Source organism: Paenibacillus silagei, assembly GCF_017874735.1.
GTDB classification, from domain to species: Bacteria; Bacillota; Bacilli; order Paenibacillales; family Paenibacillaceae; genus Paenibacillus_AQ; species Paenibacillus_AQ silagei.
In genome coordinates this window covers 378,250-400,728 of sequence record NZ_JAGGLV010000004.1, presented here as the reverse complement: position 1 = coordinate 400,728, position 22,479 = coordinate 378,250, and the positions used below count along the sequence as shown (strand labels likewise).

Annotated in this window: 17 protein-coding genes; 14 read left to right on the top strand and 3 right to left on the bottom strand. The window is 51.1% G+C overall.

What is annotated here, in order from left to right; all coding sequences use genetic code 11:
• The 11 genes from J2Z70_RS08950 to J2Z70_RS08900 form a co-directional block, all read left to right on the top strand.
• On the top strand, window positions 1–1,966 hold a 1,966-nt coding region (locus tag J2Z70_RS08950; RefSeq protein WP_209871720.1), incomplete at its 5' end, for a collagen-like protein.
• Between the two features lie 190 nt (window positions 1,967–2,156).
• Complete coding sequence (locus J2Z70_RS33640; RefSeq protein ID WP_281068129.1) at window positions 2,157–3,344, top strand: collagen-like triple helix repeat-containing protein; 1,188 nt, start codon at window positions 2,157–2,159, stop codon at window positions 3,342–3,344.
• 28 nt (window positions 3,345–3,372) lie between these two features.
• The gene (locus J2Z70_RS33970; RefSeq protein ID WP_425355105.1) at window positions 3,373–4,569 is read left to right on the top strand and encodes an alpha-helical endospore appendage domain-containing protein; all 1,197 of its coding nucleotides are present in this window, start codon (window positions 3,373–3,375) and stop codon (window positions 4,567–4,569) included.
• Window positions 4,570–4,872: 303 nt separating this feature from the next.
• Window positions 4,873–6,093, top strand: coding sequence for a collagen-like domain-containing protein (locus tag J2Z70_RS33635; RefSeq protein ID WP_209871717.1), 1,221 nt, complete (start codon window positions 4,873–4,875; stop codon window positions 6,091–6,093).
• A gap of 64 nt (window positions 6,094–6,157) precedes the next feature.
• Entirely contained in the window at window positions 6,158–7,372 is a 1,215-nt protein-coding gene (locus J2Z70_RS33630; RefSeq protein ID WP_209871714.1) for a collagen-like protein, read from the top strand.
• A gap of 32 nt (window positions 7,373–7,404) precedes the next feature.
• Window positions 7,405–9,702, top strand: a complete 2,298-nt coding sequence (locus J2Z70_RS33850) for a WD40 repeat domain-containing protein (protein ID WP_209871711.1) — start codon at window positions 7,405–7,407, stop codon at window positions 9,700–9,702.
• A gap of 153 nt (window positions 9,703–9,855) precedes the next feature.
• Complete coding sequence (gene rfbA / locus J2Z70_RS08920) at window positions 9,856–10,740, top strand: glucose-1-phosphate thymidylyltransferase RfbA (protein ID WP_209871709.1); 885 nt, start codon at window positions 9,856–9,858, stop codon at window positions 10,738–10,740.
• A 296-nt stretch (window positions 10,741–11,036) separates the two neighbouring features.
• Window positions 11,037–12,278: a collagen-like triple helix repeat-containing protein gene (locus tag J2Z70_RS33625; protein WP_209871797.1), complete on the top strand. Its 1,242-nt coding sequence runs from the start codon at window positions 11,037–11,039 to the stop codon at window positions 12,276–12,278.
• A gap of 101 nt (window positions 12,279–12,379) precedes the next feature.
• A complete protein-coding gene (locus tag J2Z70_RS08910; protein ID WP_209871706.1) occupies window positions 12,380–13,510 on the top strand; it encodes a glycosyltransferase family 2 protein in 1,131 nt (376 codons plus the stop codon).
• 154 nt (window positions 13,511–13,664) lie between these two features.
• Entirely contained in the window at window positions 13,665–14,441 is a 777-nt protein-coding gene (locus tag J2Z70_RS08905; protein ID WP_209871703.1) for an HpcH/HpaI aldolase family protein, read from the top strand.
• The gene (locus tag J2Z70_RS08900; RefSeq protein ID WP_209871700.1) at window positions 14,438–16,246 is read left to right on the top strand and encodes a thiamine pyrophosphate-binding protein; all 1,809 of its coding nucleotides are present in this window, start codon (window positions 14,438–14,440) and stop codon (window positions 16,244–16,246) included. The genes J2Z70_RS08905 and J2Z70_RS08900 overlap by 4 nt, the downstream gene beginning before the upstream one ends.
• A 93-nt stretch (window positions 16,247–16,339) precedes the next feature.
• Here the strand turns inward: J2Z70_RS08900 and dmpG are convergent, their stop codons facing one another.
• Both dmpG and J2Z70_RS08890 read right to left on the bottom strand, forming a co-directional pair.
• Window positions 16,340–17,341 carry a 4-hydroxy-2-oxovalerate aldolase gene (gene dmpG, locus J2Z70_RS08895; protein ID WP_209871697.1) on the bottom strand — a complete coding sequence of 334 codons (1,002 nt, stop codon included), beginning with the start codon at window positions 17,339–17,341 and terminating at the stop codon, window positions 16,340–16,342.
• 2 nt (window positions 17,342–17,343) lie between these two features.
• Window positions 17,344–18,234 (bottom strand): acetaldehyde dehydrogenase (acetylating), encoded by an 891-nt coding sequence (locus tag J2Z70_RS08890; RefSeq protein WP_209871692.1) that lies wholly within the window; start codon window positions 18,232–18,234, stop codon window positions 17,344–17,346.
• 223 nt (window positions 18,235–18,457) lie between these two features.
• Here J2Z70_RS08890 and J2Z70_RS08885 point away from each other — a divergent pair, with 223 nt between their 5' ends.
• The 3 genes from J2Z70_RS08885 to J2Z70_RS08875 all read left to right on the top strand — a co-directional run bounded on the left by J2Z70_RS08885 (window position 18,458) and on the right by J2Z70_RS08875 (window position 21,816).
• Entirely contained in the window at window positions 18,458–19,369 is a 912-nt protein-coding gene (locus J2Z70_RS08885) for an O-fucosyltransferase family protein (protein ID WP_209871689.1), read from the top strand.
• A 50-nt stretch (window positions 19,370–19,419) separates the two neighbouring features.
• Window positions 19,420–20,418 (top strand): NAD-dependent epimerase/dehydratase family protein, encoded by a 999-nt coding sequence (locus J2Z70_RS08880; protein WP_209871686.1) that lies wholly within the window; start codon window positions 19,420–19,422, stop codon window positions 20,416–20,418.
• Between the two features lie 69 nt (window positions 20,419–20,487).
• Entirely contained in the window at window positions 20,488–21,816 is a 1,329-nt protein-coding gene (locus J2Z70_RS08875) for an amino acid permease (RefSeq protein WP_209871683.1), read from the top strand.
• Here J2Z70_RS08875 and J2Z70_RS08870 read toward each other — a convergent pair.
• Entirely contained in the window at window positions 21,813–22,424 is a 612-nt protein-coding gene (locus tag J2Z70_RS08870; RefSeq protein ID WP_245368087.1) for a LysE family transporter, read from the bottom strand. The two genes, J2Z70_RS08875 and J2Z70_RS08870, sit on opposite strands and share 4 nt — an antisense overlap.
• Window positions 22,425–22,479: the final 55 nt, after the last annotated feature.

Here is a 22,479-nt window from a genome sequence, read left to right as displayed (position 1 = left end):
AGGAGAAACTGGAGAAACAGGGCTGACAGGAGAAACTGGAGCGACGGGCCTCACAGGCGAAACTGGAGCAACAGGCCTCACGGGAGAGACTGGAGTAACGGGAGTAACGGGTGAAACCGGGGAAACAGGAGCTACAGGAGAGACAGGCGCAACGGGGCTCACAGGAGAGACTGGAGCCACAGGGCTCACAGGAGAGACTGGCGCAACGGGGCTCACAGGAGAGACAGGCGCAACGGGGCTGACGGGAGAGACTGGGGCAACAGGACTCACGGGAGAGACGGGAGCGACAGGCCTCACAGGCGAAACTGGGGGAACGGGAGTCACGGGAGTAACTGGTCCAACAGGAATTACTGGATTGAGTGTATTAGAAACGGGTCCAACGGGTCCAACAGGTTCAACAGGTCTAACTGGCCCAACAGGGACAACGGGGCCTAAAGGTGATCAGGGTGACCTCGGACCTGGAGGTCCACAAGGTGATGACGGGAATACTGGAGCCACAGGTCTTACGGGCGAGACAGGAGCAACTGGGGCAACAGGAGTCACGGGAGACACTGGGGCAACAGCAGCCACAGGAGAGACGGGAGCAACGGGAGCTACAGGGAACACCGGGGCCACAGGAGTCACGGGCGAAACCGGGGCAACAGGAGCCACAGGAGAGACGGGCGAAACCGGGGCAACAGGAGCCACAGGAGAGACGGGCGAAACCGGGGCAACAGGAGCTACAGGAGTCACGGGTGAAACTGGAGCAACAGGAGCCACAGGAGTCACGGGTGAAACTGGGGCAACAGGAGTCACGGGTGAAACTGGAGCAACAGGAGCCACAGGAGTCACGGGCGAAACCGGGGCCACAGGAGCCACAGGAGTCACGGGTGAGACCGGGGCAACAGGAGCTACAGGGAACACCGGGGCCACAGGAGTCACGGGAGACACTGGGGCAACAGCAGCGACAGGAGAGACCGGAGCAACGGGAGCTACAGGGAACACCGGGGCAACAGGAGTCACGGGTGAGACTGGGGCAACAGGAGAGACCGGAGCAACGGGAGCTACAGGGAACACCGGGGTCACAGGAGTCACGGGCGAGACTGGAGCCACAGGAGCCACAGGAGTCACGGGCGAGACTGGAGCCACAGGAGCCACAGGAGTCACGGGTGAAACTGGAGCAACAGGAGTCACAGGAGTCACGGGCGAGACTGGAGCCACAGGAGCCACAGGAGTCACGGGTGAAACTGGAGCCACAGGAGCCACAGGAGTCACGGGTGAAACTGGAGCAACAGGAGCCACAGGAGTCACGGGTGAAACTGGAGCAACAGGAGTCACAGGAGTCACGGGTGAAACTGGGGCAACAGGAGCCACAGGAGTCACGGGTGAAACTGGAGCAACAGGAGTCACAGGAGCCACAGGAGCCACAGGAGCCACAGGAGCCACAGGAGCCACAGGAGCCACGGGAGCCACGGGAGTAACGGGTCTAACAGGAACTACCGGACCGACTGGTATTGGTATTATTGGACCTACAGGAGTTATCTCTCAGAGTTACGCGCAGTTTGTTCTTTATACTCCTCCGAATGTTGTCGTAGCAACTGATGCGCATTTTCCTATTCCTAACTTTAGGATGTTAAACAATTCTGTTGTTGGAAGTTCTATTGGGCCGCAAGGCGTGTACACATCTGAGTTCGTGGTTCAAAGTGGAAACTACTTGATTATGTACGAGGCAAATGTTAAATCCAGCACTTTATATGCATCAGGATTGGAACTAATCGTCAATGGTCAGCCTAAAACGGAGACACAAATTGTAGCTCCAATGCAGGCTGAGTCCACTATAGTACAAGGAACACATATTCTAAAAGCTGCTCAACAAACAACCATTCAACTTGGGCTTATGTATCCAGGCACTTCAGTGACCAGTAATTTGAAGGGAATTACTTATGGTTTCTTCCCTGCTAAGGTCACCATCATTCAATTGAGTTGATTTCTGTCTCTTGTAAGTAATAATTGAATTTGCTCTCGTGAAGACCAGCCAGTTTTTTAGGCTGGTCTTCATTCATAAGGAAGTTAAGGAGATATTGAGTTATTTCATACATAGCCTGGACGAATTGCCGAACCAAACGTACGGAGCAGCATATGATGGACTATTCTAAACAAGAAAGGAGAGGATTGATTTGTCTCAAGCTAATCTGCCTAACATTACACCTACCATAACACTCACCCGTAGCGATGCCATCAACATGATGATGGCGGCCATCGCCATGGAAGAATTAGGACTAAGCCATGTAATTAATGCAGAAGGGGAGAAGATGCAGTATGCACTCGGCACTCTTCCTGGAGTAACTGCTCCGGTGGTGAACATCTCCAATCTTCAGGACATCACGGAAAGTGTTCGTAATATGCTGGGGGAAACTGTGAAAAGCGCGTGGCTGCAGACCAGCCAGTTAGAGAGTCTGCTTGCAGCGCCGGTTGATTATGGCGGTACCGGAGCCTCGGGCGTAACAGGTCCAGACGAGGGTCCGCAAGGTCCACTAGGTCTGCAAGGTGAAATAGGAGAGACCGGAGACGATGGCCCGAGCGGTACCACGGGAGTTAGTGGTCTCCCAGGTCTAATAGGACCTACAGGAGCAACGGGGGCTACAGGTATAACAGGAGCCACTGGGATGACTGCATTGACAGGAGCTACCGGCCTCACAGGTGAGACAGGAGCCACAGGCTTGACGGGATTAACAGGAGTTACAGGCGAAACAGGTGTAACAGGGCTAAGCGGAGAGACTGGTGCTACAGGCCTAACGGGTCTGACAGGAGTTACAGGCGAAACGGGTGTTACAGGGCTAACCGGAGAGACTGGGGCTACTGGCCTGACGGGTCTGACAGGAGTTACCGGCGAAACGGGTGCTACAGGAGTAACCGGAGCCACCGGAGTTCCTGGTATTGACCGATGGATGTCTTCTCTCTCTGCAGGAATCACTGTAGGTCCGGGAGGGCCGATAGTCTTTGACACAGATGATTATACGAGCGTCGGAGCCATCAGCCGCAATTTAGGTGGTTTCAGTCTGCTGAATAATGAGGTTGATGGTGCGATAGTGCCGGCTATATATTACGTTAAATATACAGCAAATGCTCCTACTCCAACAGGAGAGAATATGAGCGTTGCGCTTACACTTAATGGGACCATTCTTCCAGCAAGTGAAGCGACATCTCTTCATACAGCCATTGCTCCCACTTCAAATTTGGTAGTGGGAGGGAGCATTTTTCCTACTACTAATCCTCCGCTAGCTAACCAACTAAACCTGATTAACAGTGGCGCATCTTCAATTACAGATGTTAATGCTTCAATATCCATTATCAAATTAGTATAATCCAATCTAACCTAAAGGAGATGATTACATGTCTCAGGCGAACCTGCCTAATATCACCCCAACCATAAGTATTGCCAGGGATGATGCCGTTAACCTGCTGCTGTCCTCCATTGCCATGGAGGAACTAGGACTTAGCCATATTATCAATGCCGAGGGAGAGAAGCTGCAATATATCCTGGGTACCTTGCCTGGAGTTACAGCCCCTGAAGCGACCATTGGCGATGTATTGGCCATGAATGAAAGTGTAAGAAATATGATGCGGGACATTGTTAAGAAGGAATTCATTCTCACCAACAAGCTGGAGACGGTACTCAACGCTTCCATAATGGTAGGACCTACAGGCGCAACAGGGGCTACGGGTAATCCGGGCGGGCCTCCGGGACCTCAAGGTGAACAGGGGATTCAGGGTATCCAAGGTCCAATAGGAATAACTGGCGAAACCGGTGTGACAGGGGCTACAGGGCTAACCGGAGACACCGGGGCGACCGGATTTACAGGTCTGACCGGAGAGACGGGTGCTACCGGAGCTACAGGTCTGACCGGTCTCACCGGAGAGACCGGATTAACAGGCCTAACCGGAGAGACAGGTGAAACCGGAGCTACGGGGCTGACCGGCCTGACCGGCTTAACCGGGGAGACGGGCGCAACCGGTCTGACGGGTGAAACCGGCTTAACAGGTGCTACAGGGTTGACCGGCTTAACGGGGGTTACTGGAGAGACTGGGGCGACCGGTTTTACAGGCCTGACCGGAGAGACCGGAGCGACCGGATTTACGGGGGTTGCCTTCTTCGCAGATTACAACTCTGCCGCCTCTGATGAAGCTCAAGTTGGCGGTGGTCCTGGTACTCCTGAAGCGGTGCAATGGGGGATTCAAGGACCGCAGAGCGGAGCAATTACAGTAGCGGGTGCTCTTAATCAATTCTTTATTTTGCCTGTGGATTCGACGATTCTGGTCCAATATTATGTCAATGCCCAATACCCTGGTCCTGCCCCAGTGATCTTTCAGTTGTATAACACAGATCTGGCTGGAAACTTGCTTACAGGTATTGCTGGGTCTATAGGTACTTCTCCACTAGGTGGAGACGCAATTGTGAATGTGGCAGGCGGAGCAATCGTAGACGTAACAACCGCTCAAGGTGTAGCGTTAGTGAACCTGAGCGATGAGCCTGTCGGTGACGGTGCTGGCACCTTCAGTGCCAATATACAACTGGTCAGAATCAATTAAATTTCGCATTGAAGCGAGAGGCGCTGGAAAATTCATTCCAGCGCTTTGCTGCGTTCTGAATCCGGGTAGGGACAGGTAATCTGCCTCTTTGCAGCTGTAAGTACGAAATGTCCAGCCAATATGAAGTCATTGACATAGAATATTGCGTGCTGCCGGATTAGACAGATCCGTAAGATATTAAGCATATCGTGGACTTGGACAATCTATAGGCTGCATAAACTGGTATTGGGGGTGTTGATTGGGCAGTTCTGGCGTTCACACAGGGTAAGCAAATATGAAAGTGAAAGAAGGGGTTGTGTCCACATGTCATCATTAATTCCGGTGCAACTGGGAAGTCCGGGACCGGCAATCAGGCTGGCAAGTCCGGTCTTGCTGGAAGAGAGTCATCCCTATTCCCAAATTGATTTCAGTGTGCCACTGTCGTTCAAGCCGGCAGTGTCCGGCAACTATCACCTGATCATCGGGTTATCTGTTCTGAAAGACGGGAATATCATTCATACCCTTACCGATCCTTATATCGGCAACGGCAATGCCGGGGAGACTATAGCTGCTGATGTGAATGCAAGCATTAAAGGAAGCTTCAGCCCTGGGGTGCGGTCGTTTGAACTCGAGCTGCGGATTCTGTCATCACAGAATATTGTGTCCAGTCCGCTGCTTGGCCTCCCAGCAGTCTCCGTACAAGGAGTTTCGGTGGACGCTGAAGAGGTCGGTCCGACTGGGCCGACAGGCCCGCAGGGTGCTCCCGGCACACAAGGTCCTCAAGGCCCTGCTGGTAATCCAGGTCCAACCGGAACCACAGGTCCTGGTATTATGGGTACCAAAGGCCCTAAAGGAGCGACTGGAGCAACAGGTGTTGTTATCGGAACCAGCGGCGCACAAGGAGCTACAGGACATACCGGACTGGATGGACTGCGGGTTACAGGTGCTACCGGAGCTACGGGAACAGGAGCTGCGGGGGCGACGGGTTATGGACCGGCAGGACTGACAGGAAACACCGGTATGCAGGGAATAACCGGGCAGACGGGTCCAGGGTCAGCAATCACCGGCCCGACAGGTACAACGGGGCCCACAGGGGAACCCGGACCAAGCCGGACCTTGCCGATGGTTGTAAGTGATACGTTGCTCGTCAACAGTCCCGATGGCGGGCAGGAGATTGTTGGTCAGCTTCCGCCGTTGCTGATTAATGCGGCTGATCAATGTGTGGTCATTGAGGGGACCCTTCAGATTACGTATGGTAATCCCCCGGACAGGGAATTCCAGAATATTATGGTCTATCAAGTACATCGTAATGGCCAGCCAGTGGGGTTCCCTCAAATCTGGTCCCTACAGTACAGTTATACCAGCGAGGTTGACAATTCCATCCCCTCCAGTCAAGCCCTGGCGTTCTTTAATATTGATAATAATCCGCCGCTAGGACAGAATGTATATTCGCTTACAGCATACCCAGTTAGTACCTCGGATGATACTTCAATTGCTTATACCTCATTCAATGCAGCGGCCAGAGTGTTCCAGGATGGGAACTGACCTTGTTCAAGTCTAGCAAAGGTATAGATAAGAATAGGTATCAGGGAAAAGGAGATGAGCGTACGTGACGGAGATCTATTCCTCGCTTCTTCTGGGAAGCGGGAACATATTGGTTCTTACGGGGATACGAACGGATGTAGTACAGCAAATTGACAACGCAGAAATGCGTCTGGTTGTTCCCTTGCTGCTGGATACCCTCAGCCCTGGGGATTACCATCTGCACATGGAATATGAGTTATGGAGAGCGAATGTGCGCATTGCATCAAGTACAGTGGCAATTGAATCGCAGGCAGCCGCAGCCGGTTTGGTTCAGATAGAAGCCATTATAAGATTTACCGATATGCTGCCTGCAGGGATTCATCGTTACGAATTGAGATTGAAGGGGCTACATGGCCAGAATATCGCTTCCGATATCCGGGTAGGCTCCCCTCTCCTGCAGACTGGACCTGGTCCAGTGATCCAGGCCGGAATTATTGGACCTCCGGGTCCGACAGGTCCGACTGGTCTAACAGGTATAACCGGGACGCAGGGTCCGGAAGGGCCGGAAGGAGATGACGGTCCATCGCTTCCGGGTCCGACCGGAGTGACCGGACCCACAGGGGCAACTGGAGCAACGGCTTTTGGAGGGGGCTCAACAGGGCCAACAGGGGCAACCGGTATGACAGGAATAGGGATTATTGGCCCTACAGGGCCAACGGGGCCAGGTATTGTAGGCGCTACTGGCGCAATAATTACTGGCGATACGGGACCCGACGGACCAACAGGACCGACAGGCTTCACAGGGCCGCCCGGAGCGGGCGACGAACCGGGAGATATGGGTCCAGCCGGAGCAACAGGGGCAACTGGAGCGCCTGCAGACGGGTCTTATATTCCGACGTTAATTTACAATACTAATACTGTATATAATTTATCACCCTCGCAATTCAACGTTCCCATTACAATTGTTCAATTGCCGGCAGCTTCCGGACAGACAGGACGTTCCAAAATTTCCGGGAGCGTGGAGCTCCGGTGGTCAGGTCCCCAATCTCAGTTTCCTAACAGAGGCCTAAAAATATCACTTGTACTCACGGACAGCGCGGGGACGATCTACTATCAGTATAGTGATTCTAGTGGAACGAAAAGTGTTATTTTAGCCCAGAATATCCCATTTATTGCGATGTACAGCGGACCGCCGACAGTGATGAAGCTTGTTATGTTGGTAACCGCCGACCCACAAGACCAGTGGAGAATATCTGCTATTGGAACTATAACAGAAACCGTTCTTTTCGATAACATCTGAAGCCCGGAACATCTAAAAGGAGTGGTGAAGTCATGTCGAATCTTACGTCTCTTCCTCTAGGCGTGCCGGGACCGGCAATCCGTCTGGCAGAGACCCTTGAAATTGCTGCAGCCCAGCCGCAGGCACTCATCAGCTTTCATATTCCCCTTGTATTTCAGAGCCTTGACAGCGGGCCGTCTCAGCTGCGGGTTGAGCTGGAGACGACGCTCTCCGGCAGCCACATTCAGAGCCAGCTAGTCACATTGTCCCACAATGGAACAGAGGAAGCTGCAAGGACGTTACAGGTTGTGATCAATCATCCGGCGAATCCGGGAACTTATGCATACAGCATACAAGCCAGAGTGGTCAGCTATAGCAATGTCAGGGCTAACCCCTCAATCGGCAGAGCTGTTGCAGGCATCTCCTTCGCAGAGACAGCGTTAGCCGCAACCGGGCTAACCGGTCCCACAGGCCCGACGGGAACGACCGGAACCCAGGGATATGATGGCTTTGACGGAGACGGTGGCGGCATTGGGCCGGTTGGAGCGACAGGCTATGGGCCGAACGGTGCCACAGGAGACACCGGCGATCCGGGATTGCCGGCAAGCGTAACCGGCGGGACGGGCAGCGGTTCGACGGGAGCGACCGGAGTAACCGGGGCGACGGGGATCGGTCCCACAGGAACGACCGGTCTGTCATTGACAGGGGCTACGGGCGGCAGTGTAAAGGGAGGCACAGGTAATCAGGGAGACCAGGGAATAAGGGGAGCTGTAGGGGCGACTGGAATCACCGGCAAAGGGCCGGAGGGACCGGCAGGTCCAGCCGGAGCAACAGGCACAACCGGAGAGCCGTTGACTCCTGCCCAGTATCTATATTCTGCGGACCCCATTAATCTGACCAATGACTTCCAGACCGTCCTCACTTTGCCTCAAGTGGTCATAGAGGGTGGCCCTAATGTGTTACTTCAGGGGAATGCTCTTGTAACTTTCCAGCCGTATTTGACCTCCATACGGGTTCCCATCGTTATCAATGTACTCTTTAATGATGTTATTATCCAAGACTACTCATTCTATTCCATTCAGCAGAGCTCGGACAGCTTCCCTGGCGGTGAGCGGGCAAGCGTAGATTGCCCGTTCAGTCTGACTCATTATAATGCCGGCGGAACCGGAGCATACTCCCTGCAAGTGAAGATAGATATGCCTGTCCAAGCGGGTCTCAACTTAAGAGTGGAGAGCCGTTATCTATATGCAGAGCAGTCAGGACTAAGGCATCCTTATGTCAAGGACAGAACCGTATATTATCTCGCTTCGGGATCTGTTCAGATCTTCGATGCGCTATATGGCCTTAGAAATTCTGTTCCGATGTATGACAATACCAATAAACCATTAGCTTCAGCCTATGCAGCTTCAACCGATGGGCGTTACATTTATTACGGAGTAGTTAGCAGATTGTACCGTTTCAATACACAAGAAGAAAAGGTGGATTGGGGAGTTGATTTGGTTCCCGGTCTCTATGTCACAGGTATGGTGCTAACGCCGGATCAAAGATATCTCTTCATCTGGACCCAGAACAGTACACAGGTCCAGATTTATGATCTGGAGAATGGCGGTATAGTGAAGACACTAACCCTGGATTACAATGTTGTCTACGCTGCAGCCTCACCTGACAGCCGGTATGTCTTCTTTTACACTTACTATGGAAGAATTCATGGCTATGAGACTGACACAGGTACGCTTATCCAGAATATTTTATTAGTAGGGGGCTCTGCTGGTTTGTTCACCGACACCCCAGTGCTGGCGGTTACGCCCGATAGTAAGGAACTTAAGGCTACAGGTAATGGTGGAGGAATATACTATAAATATGCGAATTTAGATAATTTCAGCGATACTGGAAGCATTGGGCCTTCACCTAATAACACTGCTGGTATCCGAATACTGAAGAATAGCGATACCTACTTGCTGGATACCGTAATACCTGATCAAAGTCAGCGTCGGGTCAGTCTGCTTGATGCTCAAGGAGAATTGCTGAATCATTGGCAAGTTCAGAATACTGGAAGTATTATGTTCTTGTCGCCGGATGAGCAATGGGTGGCCGTTCTAGGATCTACACAACTGTTACTGATTTCAACGGTTGATCAGAGTGCGCGATATATTTCATTACCGGATTATCAAGGTCCTAGCTATGCTGATTTTACAGGAGACAGCAGATATTTCGTCAATGCCGGAACTCAGATTCATTCTGTTAGCCTGAATGATTTCACCATCCGAAGCTTTGATATTCCAGGCGGATTCTCCAATTTCCCGCTGGGAAACTCTGTCTCCAGCGGAAGATACCAGACGCAAAGCGAATAATGCGAAATTTGATGTATATGTTCTTTAATGAAAGATCAACTCCATCGGGTCAATAACCGTGGAGTTGATCTTCATTCCGTAACGGGTGGACAAGGACAGGAAGTATCGAGCGGACAAATAAAGAACCCGCAAAGTGATGGGAGTTGAGCCTATATGAAGGGCATTATTCTGGCGGGCGGTTCGGGGACGAGGCTGCATCCGCTGACGAAATCTATCTCCAAGCAGATTCTACCGGTATACGACAAGCCGATGATTTATTACCCGCTGTCTGTCCTGATGCTGGCAGGCATCCGGGATATTCTGATTATCTCCAGCGGAAGAGACATCCGGCTGTTCCAGAATCTTCTCGGCAACGGTGAACAACTCGGAATGTCCTTCCAATATGCAGTGCAGGAGCAGCCGCGCGGACTTGCCGAGGCATTCCTGATTGGGGAAGAATTCATTAGTACTGATCATGTGTGCATGATTCTGGGTGACAATATCTTCTATGGACAGAGCTTCAGCTCCATTCTGGAGAGAGCCGTCCGGCGGCAGGAAGGCGCTACGATCTTCGGCTGCCGGGTGCAAGATCCTTCAGCCTACGGTGTTGTTGAATTCGACACTGCGGGCAAAGCGGTTGCTCTGGAGGAGAAGCCTTTGTACCCCCGTTCCCATTATGCCGTACCTGGTTTGTACTTCTATGACCAGCAGGTCGTGGAGATCGCCAGGCAGATTAAGCCCTCGCGGAGAGGTGAAATTGAGATTACGGATGTCAATCGGGAATATCTAAGCAGAGGGCAACTGAATGTGGAGCTATTCGGCCGGGGAATGGCCTGGCTGGATACCGGGACGCCGGATTCCCTGCTGGAGGCAGCTAATCTAGTCGAGACCATTCAGAAGCGGCAAGGACTGTATGTAGCTTGTATTGAAGAGGTTGCCTTCAATATGGGCTACATCACGAGGGAGCAGCTCTTGGAGCTGGCAAGGCCGATGCGCAAGCTAGCCTACGGGCAATACTTGTCAAGCATAGCAGAAGAATTTCATGTTGCGGGCGGATGAGGTTCATGGACAATGGAGGAGAGATTGTTCTTGCTTGACTGACGGACACATTCCGGACTTGGCGCATATATTGGTATTCACAGATCAGATTTGGTGGACGGGAATGAAGCCCATAATAGGGAGTTCATCACGAAGTCCACACCAAACCTGTACGCTTGAATACTACTATATTAATCATGAAGTATGCTGCTGCCTGATGCGGAGGCTTGGAAGGGGGCTAAGTTCATTAGCCGATACCGCACTATTCCTGGCGCATACTGGAATGAAATCCAAAACTGGCAGGATGTGACCACGTGATGGCCTTTTTATCAACTGGACCTATTGAGAACAACCCTGTTAACGGGGTGAGACCTACTCAGCAGGTTACCGTCAAAATTGATAACCGAAGCACTGACTTGGCTTACTCATTAACCATTCAGGGTTATCAACTTAACGGCGGAACAAGAGTGATGTACGTAAGCGAATTAATCCATGTTGCAGCGAATCAAGTCATTACGAAGAATTATTACGCTAACTTGAACGCTTTTGAATTTATATTCATTACATCACCGAATTCAACTGATGCGATTATGCCGGTTCAAATATCGGTATGGGGCAAGGACGGATCGGGACAATTGGTAACGGCACACCGGCTGGTAGCAGAAGAATTGCTTAGAGAGAATTACGGCGGCGGGGGAGCGACAGGACCGACAGGACCGGCTGGGTCTACAGGAGTAAACGGAGCGAATGGACCTGCAGGACCAGCAGGTCCAGAAGGACCGACAGGACCAACGGGTCCAGGGGTTGGTGAACAAGGAGCCACAGGAGCTACAGGAGCTACAGGGGTGACTGGAGTGACCGGTCCTGGAGTTGGGGAGACGGGTGCAACAGGAGCTACTGGCGCAACTGGAGTGACAGGAGTAACAGGACCTACTGGTACAGGAGAAGGGACCACAGGAGCCACGGGATTTACAGGAGTCACTGGTCTTACAGGTGAAACGGGAGCTACAGGAGCTACGGGCGCTACAGGAGCTACAGGAGCTACAGGACTCACAGGAATGACTGGTCCAAACTTAGCTACAGAAGGATTCTCAGTATTTCTGCCAACCTTGGTGACAGGTACTACGGCCACATTTGTTGGCTGGGAAGAAGCGGCACCTTATTACGGCAATGCGGCATTCGATACAGTTTTGGGGCAATACACCGTTCCGGAGACAGGCAGATATTCTGTTGAAGCCACTGTCAACTTTGCCTTTACCGCAGCTATTGCTGCTGCATTAGATCCAGCTGTGAACCCGTCTTTAGCCGTACAAAGAACTACGCCGGCTCCAGCTACAGATCTGGTTACCGGATTATTGCCGGTACTGGATGTGGCTATCGGAGGAACGTTAACTCTTAGAACACTTCTTAGAAGCGGCACTGTCACCTTGGCAGGTGAAGTGGAGCTAACTACAGGGGATGTTATCACGCTCGTCTATCAGTCTAATGGATTGGCGGTTGATGTGGATCTTGGTGCTGCAGATCCAGGCGTTATATGGTCTGTTCACCGCTTAACCTGATCCTGGAAGGGATCTGCTTCACTTTTCAGCAAGCTTAAGAACCATCCTTTGCGGGATGGCTTCTTTTTTGTATATCTAATGATTGCCAGGAGGCTAGGGAGATGGAAGCAGAACAGCAGGGTCTGTTCACTCTATGTATGATTGTGAAGAATGAAGAAGCTGTGCTGGGGCGTTGTCTGGATTCAGTCAGAGACTTGATGGATGAGATCGTCATTATCGATACGGGGTCGACAGACAGGACTGTCACAGTTGCAGGCTGGTATACGGAGAAGGTATTCGCTTATCCTTGGGATGATGATTTCGCAGCCGCCCGCAACTATTCCTTCGAACAGGCGACGATGCCTTATGTCTTCTGGATGGATGCGGATGAGCTGCTGGCTGCGCAGGAAGCAGAGAAGCTGGCCCGCCTGAAGCAGCAGCTGGCGCAGGAACAGGCGGGGGTGGAGGTAATCTGGATGGGAACCCGGTTATTTCTGCAGTCTTTCCAAGCTACCTCCGCTGTAGTACCAGTGTATTCAGAGCGCCGCCCCAGATTGGTGAGGCGCGGACATTTCCACTGGCAGGGGCGGGTCCATGAGGAACTGGATACTGGAGCAGGCACAGCCATGAATACGGACATCTACATTGACCATCGCCCGTCCGCTGTCCATACAGAACGTAACCTGCGAATTCTGAAGCGCTGGATCGCTGAGGAAGGCAAGGCTGAAGGAAGACTGCTCTTTCACTATGCGAATGAATGCTTCGGCTCGCGGGAATATCAGACTGCTGCTGCTTCGTATGAAGAGCTGTTGCAGGAACCACGGAGCTGCAAGGAGGAACGGATTACAGCTTGTCTGCGGTTATCCGAATGTTACCGGGAGCTGGGTGAACCGGAGCTCAGGCTGAACAGCCTCTTCCGCTCCTTCAGCTACGGGCTGCCTCAGGCGGATGTCTGCTGCGGTGTAGCCGGATTCTTCGAGGAGCGCAGGGATTGGGAGAGTGCAATCTACTGGTATCTTCAGGCAATCGCCCTGCAGACGGCGGGACCGGGAGACCGTCCTGTCTCCCAGGCTTATTATACCTGGATGCCCCATGTCTTGATCAGCCGCTGCTTCGCTGCAGCCAGAGAATGGCAGCAAGCCTACCAGCATAATGAGCGGGCCTTGGCTTACCTGCCGGGGAATCAGGTCTTGCTGGGCACAAGAATCGATTTGCAGCAGGTGCTCGAAGAGAGGCGGGGCGAGAAAGAGTAGCACGGAAGCAGGCAGCTGTAATTTCCCGGTTGCCTGCTTTATTTTGCCAACCAGGAAATCTGCTATAATCTCTTGGAATTTTCGGCTTTAACATCACATAAATTAAAAGAGAATCTAATTATAAGCCAGCACTACTTGAAAAGGGGTGTTATAGATGTCAGCAAATCCGCTGAAGCAAAAGCTGGGGAGCAATACGCCTATAATCGGAATATGGTCCATCGTTCCTTCCCCTATTCTTTCCGAGATATTCGGCCTTTCCGGACTGGATTTTCAAATATTTGATATGGAGCATGGGATATACAATCTCCAAACGCTAGATTCTTCAATACGTTCATGTGAAGGCTCCGGTTGTGCTTCTATAGTTCGAATACCTCAAATAAGCCAAACTGTTGTTCAATCCGTAATGGATCTGGGGACAGATGGTATTATTGTTCCTCAAATCATGACTAAAGAAGATGTTGATTCAGTAATTCAATTCATGAGATATGCACCCGAAGGAGTCAGAGGATATAATCCCTTTACCCGTGCTGCACAATACAGCAATCCATTATCTAATGATCAGGGGAAAATGAATAATGATTATGGTTTTTCATCTATTATTATTGAGAATGCGACCAGCTATGCTTTGATTGATGACATTCTGACAGTACCACAATTAGATATGGTATATCTGGGCGTATATGATATGTCTATCGCATTAGGATGCAAGGGTAATGTACAGGACCCCGTGATTCTTAAGTTTGTGGAGTGCTGTGTGAAGAAGATCCGTGATGCGGGGAAGGCCGCTGGAATGATGGTTAGAAGTAAAGAAGATATTCAACATGCCTATTCTTTGGGAGCGAACGTACTTGTGTATGGAGTTGATTCTAATCTTATCTATCAATCATCGAGAGAAGCAGTAGATCATATGAAGGATATATTCTATTCATGAGCGAGGGAATCCACATGAGAATGAGAGTCTCAGATTACATTGCTGATTATATGAAACAACAAGGTGTGAAATCTGCATTTATGTTATCTGGCGGAGGTATGATGCACTTAATTGATGCCTTGGGAAAAGTTAAGGAGATTACTTACTACTGTAATCACCATGAACAGGCCAGTGCAATGGCGGCTGAAGGGTATGCACGCCAATCGGGAACGATCGGATTGTGCTATGCCACTAGCGGGCCCGGTGCTACTAACACAGTGACAGGAATCGCCGGAGCTTGGCTCGATTCCGTTCCTTGTCTGTTTGTAACCGGACAAAGTAATTTGAAACAAACCATACAAGGTTCAAAAATTGAAGGACTGCGGCAATTCGGCACCTTCGAGGTGGATATTGTTCCGATTGTTAAACCGATTACTAAATATGCTGCCTTTATCGACAGTCCCGAGAGCATTAAATATCATTTGGAAAAAGCAGTGTACCTTGCGCAAGAGGGCAGGCCAGGCCCTGTATTATTAGATATTCCCCTGAATATTCAAGCAGCATTCATTGATCCGGATCATCTGGAAGGCTTTGAAAAGCCGCCTGCCCTTCCATATGATCTTCAAGAAGAATGTTCAAGCCTCCTGGACAAAATAGGTTCTTTCAAACGTCCTGTTATTCTGGCCGGTCATGGAATCCGTTCGGCAGGGGCTGTCGTTGACTTCCGAGAATTAGTTACGGTCCTTGGTCTTCCGGTAATCACCACACAGTTAGCCAAAGATATACTCCCCTATAACAATAATCTATTTATTGGCCATCCAGGAGTGAAGGGAGATCGTGCAGGCAATTTCGCAGTGCAAAACGCTGATTTCATCTTATCCATCGGCTGTAGTCTACATACACAAACCACAGGCTATGAGCTGGATACCTTTGCAGTTAATGCTTATAAAGTTCAAGTGGAGCTGGATGAGGCAGTCATGCAGAGAGAAAATATTAGTGTGAACGAAAAAATCAGTTCAGATGTAGAAAATTTCATCCAAAACTTATTGAAGGCAGCCCTGATAAAAGGATATCAAAATAAGCATGTCACATGGAATCAAACCTGTATACGCTGGAAAGAACAATATGCAGTCTTCAAAGAACCACATGATCTTGGAGGCAGCAGGGTTAATTTCTATGAATTTGCAGAAGTTTTAAGCAAGTTGACTGAAGGCAATGAAACGATATTAACAGATGCCGGGTCTGCCTTTTATGTAATGGGTCAAGGGTTCAGGGTAAAGGGTGATCAGCGCTATATCGTATCTGGAGCGCTTGGAGCGATGGGATATTCATTGCCGGCAAGCATTGGTGTAGCGGCTGTTGACCCCTTGAAGAGTGTATTATGTGTCACCGGGGACGGCTCCCTTCAAACCAATATTCAGGAATTACAAACCATCCGTCATCACAATCTGAATATCAAATTGTTTATCATAAATAATGATGGCTATGCTTCCATAAGGAATACACAGGACAATTTCTTTGAGGGGCATTATGTTGGGTCCGGTATTGATTCTGGTGTATCTGCTCCGTCATTCCGTAAAATTGCTGCGGCGTATAATATTCCATATGTAGAGTGCAACGATAGAAAAAATTTAGATGCAAATATTAATGAGGCACTGAAACAGACGGGACCTGTTATCTGTGAGATCATGTGTCAGCCTAAGCAGCAAATCATTCCAACGGTCTCCTCCAAGAAGCTTGATGATGGTACGATGGTCTCTATGCCAATACATGATATGTTTCCGTTTTTAAGTAAGGAAGAACTTGAAGCAAATATGCTGAATTAATATCTGGATATAGAGCCGTCAGATTTTTGGCGGCTTTTTAGCGTGAATTGCGCGAAAAAAAACACCCGCTATGCGGGTGGCAGAGAAGAAACGTCAAGCTTGTTGCGATAGGGTCAGCGCCGCTTCCAGAATCAGATCCTCTTGTCCAGCCACGACCTTACGGCGTCCAAGCTCCACCATGACGGCCTTGGGATCGACGCAGTACTCCTTGGCGATTCGTTCTACCGGCTTCACGAAGCCGGAGAACACTCCAGCCATGCCGCTGACAATACTCATGCTGCCTAGCTTGGGAGCCTTGGCGAAGGCAATCTCCGCTTGTTCGGCCAGCTCAAGTAAGGCATAGAGTTCAATTCCCGTGTCCCGGCCCGAATGGTGCAGCGCTGCTACCAGCGCTTCCAGTTGGGCATTGCCGGCTCCGGCTCCGAATCCCCGTGCTGTCCCGTCAAGTATGGTTGCTCCTGCTTCGGCAGCAGCGAGCGAATTGCCGATGGCAAGGCCGAGATTATTATGGGCATGGAAGCCGACAGGAATATCCAGAATACTGCATAAGTATTGAATCTTCGCAGTCACATCCCCAGGGAGATAAGCCCCGGCGGAATCCATCAGAATGATGGCTTGGGCACCGTAGCCTTGCATCTTAAGAGCTTCGCTGCCCAAGACTTCAGCGGAAGCCATATGCGACATCATAAGAACACCGTAAGCGGTCCGGTTCTGCCCGCGAACATATTCAATATGGCGTTTCGTCAGATCAGCCTCCGTACAATGAGAGGCAACACGTACGATATCGACTCCCAGCTCCAGTGCAGCCTGCAGATCCCGGTGAATCGTAGCAAAGCCTGGGATAACATGGATAGATAATCGGGTTCGCCGGAGATTGTTCCTGCAGATAGAGAGCATCTCTGCATCGGACAGCAGACTCTCACCAAGCTGAAGAGAGGAGGCGCCGAGACCGTTGCCGTGTCCCACCTCCAGCACGGCCATCCCTGCTTTCTCTGCCATCCGTGAATATAACTCCAGATTCTCCCGGGTTAACTGATGCTTCACGGCATGGGAACCGTCTCTTAGTGTAGGATCGCTAATAATAAGTGGATGCATGGTCATCCTCCTTTGCGCACATTAAGCGAGCGCCTGGCATATTCTTCTGCCAGTGCAATCGCTGCGCAATTGATAATATCCAGATTTCCGGCATAACTAGGGAGGAAGTCGCCAAGCCCCTGTACCTTGACCATCAGGGCAATTCGGCCATTCTCTATGACCGGAGGCACAATTAGCTGATAGCCGGGGACATAACGCTGGATGCGGGCGACCATTTCCTCAACCGCTCTTGCAAGACTCCCCATATCGGGTTCAGGGACGACGGCGAAAAGTGTGGTTTGCATATCAATACTGGGAATAGCCGGGTTCAGATTAAGAATGGCTTTGGCCCGTCTGCAGCCGGTATAACTGCGGAGAGCACCCTCTGTAGCTTCGATGTATTCATCCAGATTGATTCTTGTGGCAGGCCCTGCACTCAGTGAGGCGATGCTGGATACGACTTCTATATAAGATACCTCCTGTTGGGAGCGGGCAATGGCATAGGCCAGCGGCACGGAAGCCTGCCCTCCGCAGGTGATCATATTCACATCGTTACTATCCAGGCATTCCTGCAGATTCACAGCCGGAATACACGTTATCCCTAACTGTGAGGGAGTCATATCTATTACGAACTTGCCTAGTGCCTTGAGCAAGGGATAATGGCGGATATGGGCAGCAGCGGAGGTAGCATCGATCACAATGTCGCAGCACCCGGGATTGTCCAGAATGGCATCGATGCTTCTATCGGATACCTGTACGCCAAGTTCCCTGGCAAGCTGAAGGCCTCTGGAATCCGGGTTTCTCCCTGTGAAGAGGGTGCAGGCCAGGTACGGGGAGCGGAGAACTTTGATTAGCAGGTCGGTCCCGATATTGCCGCTTCCCAGAATGGCAACGTTCAGTTGATTCGTGTACATGGCAGTCACTCCAAGCAATTAGATTGGTATTCAACACAGTCATACCCCAAAGCCTGCCGGCTTCACTTGATAAGCTTATTTATATGCGGATGCTGCAGGAATAGGTCCATTAGATCCACTTCAATTTGAAATTATGCCGGACTTTCCGGTCCGGTAAGTTGTATAAATTAGTTTTGCAGCGAATAAGTTGATTATAAGAACCTGTGAGAAGAGAGGTGAAGGGATGATATATTTCCTGAATCGTGTAAATGGTATGGAAGGGCTGTGTAATCAGTTCATGGCATTATTTCGTACAATATCAGAAGCCTTCCTGTACAGAGATCAGGGAGAGAGCGCTTGTATAATACTAGCAGATGGTCAGACGCGTAATTTCATTAATTTGTCAGATGAGCCCTTTTTCTCGCCATTATCTATCGATGCTTTCATAGAGGTAGATCAATTTCAGAAAGTTCTGGCTATTCAAAACGTTTCACTTCTACGTCTTAGAGAAGCAGGTGAGGTGTCGCAAGGGGCTATTGTGGTATGTTCTCGTTTCCCCATCAGTCCTATGACCCCGGACAGTTCGCTTCGTACGGGAGCTTGGATCGCAAATTCTATTCCGTTCGCACAGAAGCCGCTTCAATTGGCTGATGCCATTCTTGGCTGGATGTCTCAGCACTCTAATTGGACTGCACTACAAATGCGAATCGAAGGTGATGTTCTGTATCAACCGGGGGATAACAGCATCAGTTACGATGATTATGTTCAGCAACAGGCCCGTCTAGCCACCGACTTCATTGCACAGCTACCTCCTGTATCAGCAGTCTATGTTGCTACAGGTGTTGAGGAGGAGTTGCTTAGAGAAGCTATGAGCGGACTAAGGGAGGCGTATCCCGAAGTAGTCCTATTGACCAAAAAAGATTTTCTCAGGGACTTCCCGGCGTCCGGCTCGGAATTCAACTCGTTGTCTCTCGAAGAACAGGCATTGGTGGATTGGCTGGTCTGTCTGGGAGCTCCCAACTTCCTGGGGCCGCATGGAACGTCTTTTTCTTATCTGGCCGGGTATATGCGTCATTACCGTGGCTTGGCACCTAACACAACATTATTGTGGCCGGAGAATCAACAATACTGGGAATTATGGTTTCCGCGGCTGTGAGAAGTAAGGCACAAGCGGCATTTTACCTGAACCGGAATGGGGACTGCTATATGAACAGGATAAAGGATGAATTGAAGAGCTTGAACCGGAATGCTTCAACAGCTCGCAAGCCCAAGAAGATTGCCATTCTAGGAGCCACTGGTCATATCGCCAAAAATCTGATTATCGGTCTTGCAGCGGCACAGGAGTATGAGTTGTATCTATTCTCGCGGTCCAGGGACAGGATGGCTCTTTTCCTGGAGGAAAACCAGCTTCAGGAAGGGGCTACGCTTTGTGAATACGATCAATTTGCTCGTACAGCGGACTATGATGTGATCATTAACGGGGTGGGAATTGGAGATCCGCGTGATCTGATTCAGCATCCGTTCCGGGTCTTTCAGATTACCGAGCAATACGACAATCTGATTCTGGACTATCTGCACAAGCATCCGGCTGCTATATACATTAATCTGAGCAGTGGAGCGGTGTACGGGTCAGACTTTGATCAGCCGGCTACATACGGGAAGTGGCTTAAGCTGGATTCCAATCATTTGTCCACCAAGGAATTTTACGGGATCTCTAAGCTGAATATGGAGGCTAAGCACAGAAGTCTGGGCTCCTACCGGATCGTGGACTTGCGCATCTTCGGTTTTTTTAGCGCGTTCATTGATTTGGATTCCCGGTATTTACTGACGGATATAATTCAACATCTTAAGAGCGGAGAGGTGCTGTCTACATCAGCGGACAATATCGTAAGAGACTATGTGCATCCCGGGGATTTCGTCCAGCTCATTAAGCTGTGTATGCAAGATAAGGTGCGGAATGAGGTCTATGATGTGTATTCGCTGAAGCCTGCGCTGAAGTTTGAGATCCTGGATTACTTCGCAGAGTACCATGGGCTGAAGTATGAAATTCAAGATAACCCTTCCTGCAACTCCATTACCGGCTCCAAAAATAACTATTATTCGCTTAATGATCATGCTGCCGGAATAGGCTATCAGCCCACTTACACCTCACTACAGAGTATAGAGTCCGGTTACGCTCAACTATGCCGAAATAAAAATTCATGAATCCCAGGCCGCAGGGAATTATAGAATTGGAGGGATCTCTCCCATTCTAAAGAGACAAGGACGGAATTCATGAAGCAGACTTCTCGTTCGGCAGAAAACGACAAGAAACTGAAGTGGTGGCAGCTCAGCCTGCTCGGCATTGCGGGGACGATTGGAACCGGGTATTTCCTCGGCTCAGGTCTGGCGATATCCATGGGCGGGCCGGCGGTGCTGCTGGCTTATCTGCTCGCGGCGGCGGGGACGTACGTCGTCTTCGATGCGCTGGCGCGGATGACGGCGGCGCAGCCGGAGCAAGGCTCCTTCCGCTCTTATGCTAAGCAGGCCTTTGGAAGCTGGGCCGGATTCGGAAGCGGCTGGTTATACTGGTTCTCAGAACTGTTGATTATGGGCAGCCAGCTTACGGCGCTGTCGATCTTCTCGCGGTTCTGGTTCCCGGGCGTGCCGATGTGGATTTTTGCAGCGGGCTATGCGGTGGTTGCTCTGGGGATTGTGTTCTTCGGCAACAAAGGCTTCGACAGGGTGGAGAACGTGCTGGCCGTCATCAAGGTGGCGGCTATTCTTATGTTCCTGGTGATTGCGGCCGCGCTGCTGGCGGGCTGGATTGGCGGCGGCATATTCACCCCGAAGGTGCCGAGGAGCTATCAGGCGTTGTTCCCGTCAGGGGGCATCGGGTTATGGTCCGCCTTCATCTTCGCCTTCTATGCCTATGGCGGGATCGAGGTGCTGGGGATTATGTCTTACCGGCTTCAGAAGCCGGAGGAAGCGCCGAAGGCGGGGAAGGTGATGCTGCTGGGGCTGGCATCCGTGTATATTTTGTCCATTGGACTGGCGGTGATTATGGTGCCGCTTAGCGCTTTTAACCCCAAGGAGAGTCCCTTCGTCCTGGCCCTGCGCAGTGATCATCTGGCCTTCATACCACATCTGTTCAATGGGGTGCTGATCATTGCCGGGTTCTCTACGATGACAGCGTCGCTGTATGCGATTACCTCGATGATGCTTACGCTGGCCCAGGAGGGGGATGCGCCCAAGGTGTTCGCGAAGAAGTGGAAGGACAAGTATCCGCTGCTGCTGGCGCTGTGCCTGATCGCGGTTGGTATGACGGGGGCTGTAATTATGGCCTTGCTGCTGCCGGGAAAAGTGTACGAATACATCACCACCGCCGCGGGGCTGATGATTCTCTATAACTGGGCCTTCATCCTGCTCTCCTCAAGCAAGCTGCTGAGGCCAAGTCTGCTTAGCGGTGTGAAGCGCTGGAGCGGGCTAGTGCTGATTCTTGCTGCCGTCAGCGGAACACTGTTTCATAAGCTCAGCCGCCCGGGCTTCTATATCAGCCTGCTGATCGTAGCGCTGATTGCGCTGAGTGACTGGGTGGTTCAGCATTTCCGTCACAAGACCTAATGAAAAAACAACAGCCGGGCTGCCTGAATCCCGAAGTAGAAGCCGAAGCCAACCAGCGACAGACCGGATAATACGGAGATCGCCTTCAGCACCCGAGAAGTCAGGAAGGTGCGGAATAGGCTGGAGGCTGCCGCCATGGTTACATCCCAGAGAAGTATTCCGAGGACAATGGCCCCGCTGTAGATCAGGAGCTGCTGCATCGGGTACTCGGTGACTGCCTTGGCTAAGATGGAGCCGTAGATTCCCAGCCAGAACAGGATGGAGAGGGGATTGAACAGCGACATCAGGAATCCCGACACGAAGGATTTGGATAGGGAGGCTCCGCTTCCCCGCACCTCTGCTGCTGAGAGTTCCCCCGAATGCCTGATGCTCTCCACACCGCTGTAGACCAGCACGAAGAAGCCGAACAGCCACAGGAAGGCCTTGACGAACGGGGCATCCAGCAGGTGAATCATGCCGAAATACACCAGCAGCATGTAGACCACATCGGCGCAGACCGCGCCGAGACCCACCGCCCAGGCCGGCAGGAAGCCTCCGCGCAGCCCCTTGTCCAATTGAGCGGCATTAATAGGCCCGATGGGAGCCGACAGGGATAACCCGAGAACCATATAACCTATGAATACGTTAATGTTGTCCTCCTCCTTTATTCTATATAGATAGCTT

Excerpts from the sequence above, each read along its gene's own strand:
- J2Z70_RS33970 (WP_425355105.1), top strand. The coding sequence starts at position 3,373 with ATGTCTCAGGCGAACCTGCCTAATATCACCCCAACCATAAGTATTGCC.
- J2Z70_RS33635 (WP_209871717.1), top strand. The coding sequence starts at position 4,873 with ATGTCATCATTAATTCCGGTGCAACTGGGAAGTCCGGGACCGGCAATC.
- J2Z70_RS33850 (WP_209871711.1), top strand. The coding sequence starts at position 7,405 with ATGTCGAATCTTACGTCTCTTCCTCTAGGCGTGCCGGGACCGGCAATC.
- rfbA (WP_209871709.1), top strand. The coding sequence starts at position 9,856 with ATGAAGGGCATTATTCTGGCGGGCGGTTCGGGGACGAGGCTGCATCCG.
- J2Z70_RS33625 (WP_209871797.1), top strand. The coding sequence starts at position 11,037 with ATGGCCTTTTTATCAACTGGACCTATTGAGAACAACCCTGTTAACGGG.
- J2Z70_RS08910 (WP_209871706.1), top strand. The coding sequence starts at position 12,380 with ATGGAAGCAGAACAGCAGGGTCTGTTCACTCTATGTATGATTGTGAAG.
- J2Z70_RS08905 (WP_209871703.1), top strand. The coding sequence starts at position 13,665 with ATGTCAGCAAATCCGCTGAAGCAAAAGCTGGGGAGCAATACGCCTATA.
- J2Z70_RS08900 (WP_209871700.1), top strand. The coding sequence starts at position 14,438 with ATGAGCGAGGGAATCCACATGAGAATGAGAGTCTCAGATTACATTGCT.
- dmpG (WP_209871697.1), bottom strand. The coding sequence starts at position 17,341 with ATGCATCCACTTATTATTAGCGATCCTACACTAAGAGACGGTTCCCAT.
- J2Z70_RS08890 (WP_209871692.1), bottom strand. The coding sequence starts at position 18,234 with ATGTACACGAATCAACTGAACGTTGCCATTCTGGGAAGCGGCAATATC.
- J2Z70_RS08885 (WP_209871689.1), top strand. The coding sequence starts at position 18,458 with ATGATATATTTCCTGAATCGTGTAAATGGTATGGAAGGGCTGTGTAAT.
- J2Z70_RS08880 (WP_209871686.1), top strand. The coding sequence starts at position 19,420 with ATGAACAGGATAAAGGATGAATTGAAGAGCTTGAACCGGAATGCTTCA.
- J2Z70_RS08875 (WP_209871683.1), top strand. The coding sequence starts at position 20,488 with ATGAAGCAGACTTCTCGTTCGGCAGAAAACGACAAGAAACTGAAGTGG.
- J2Z70_RS08870 (WP_245368087.1), bottom strand. The coding sequence starts at position 22,424 with ATGGTTCTCGGGTTATCCCTGTCGGCTCCCATCGGGCCTATTAATGCC.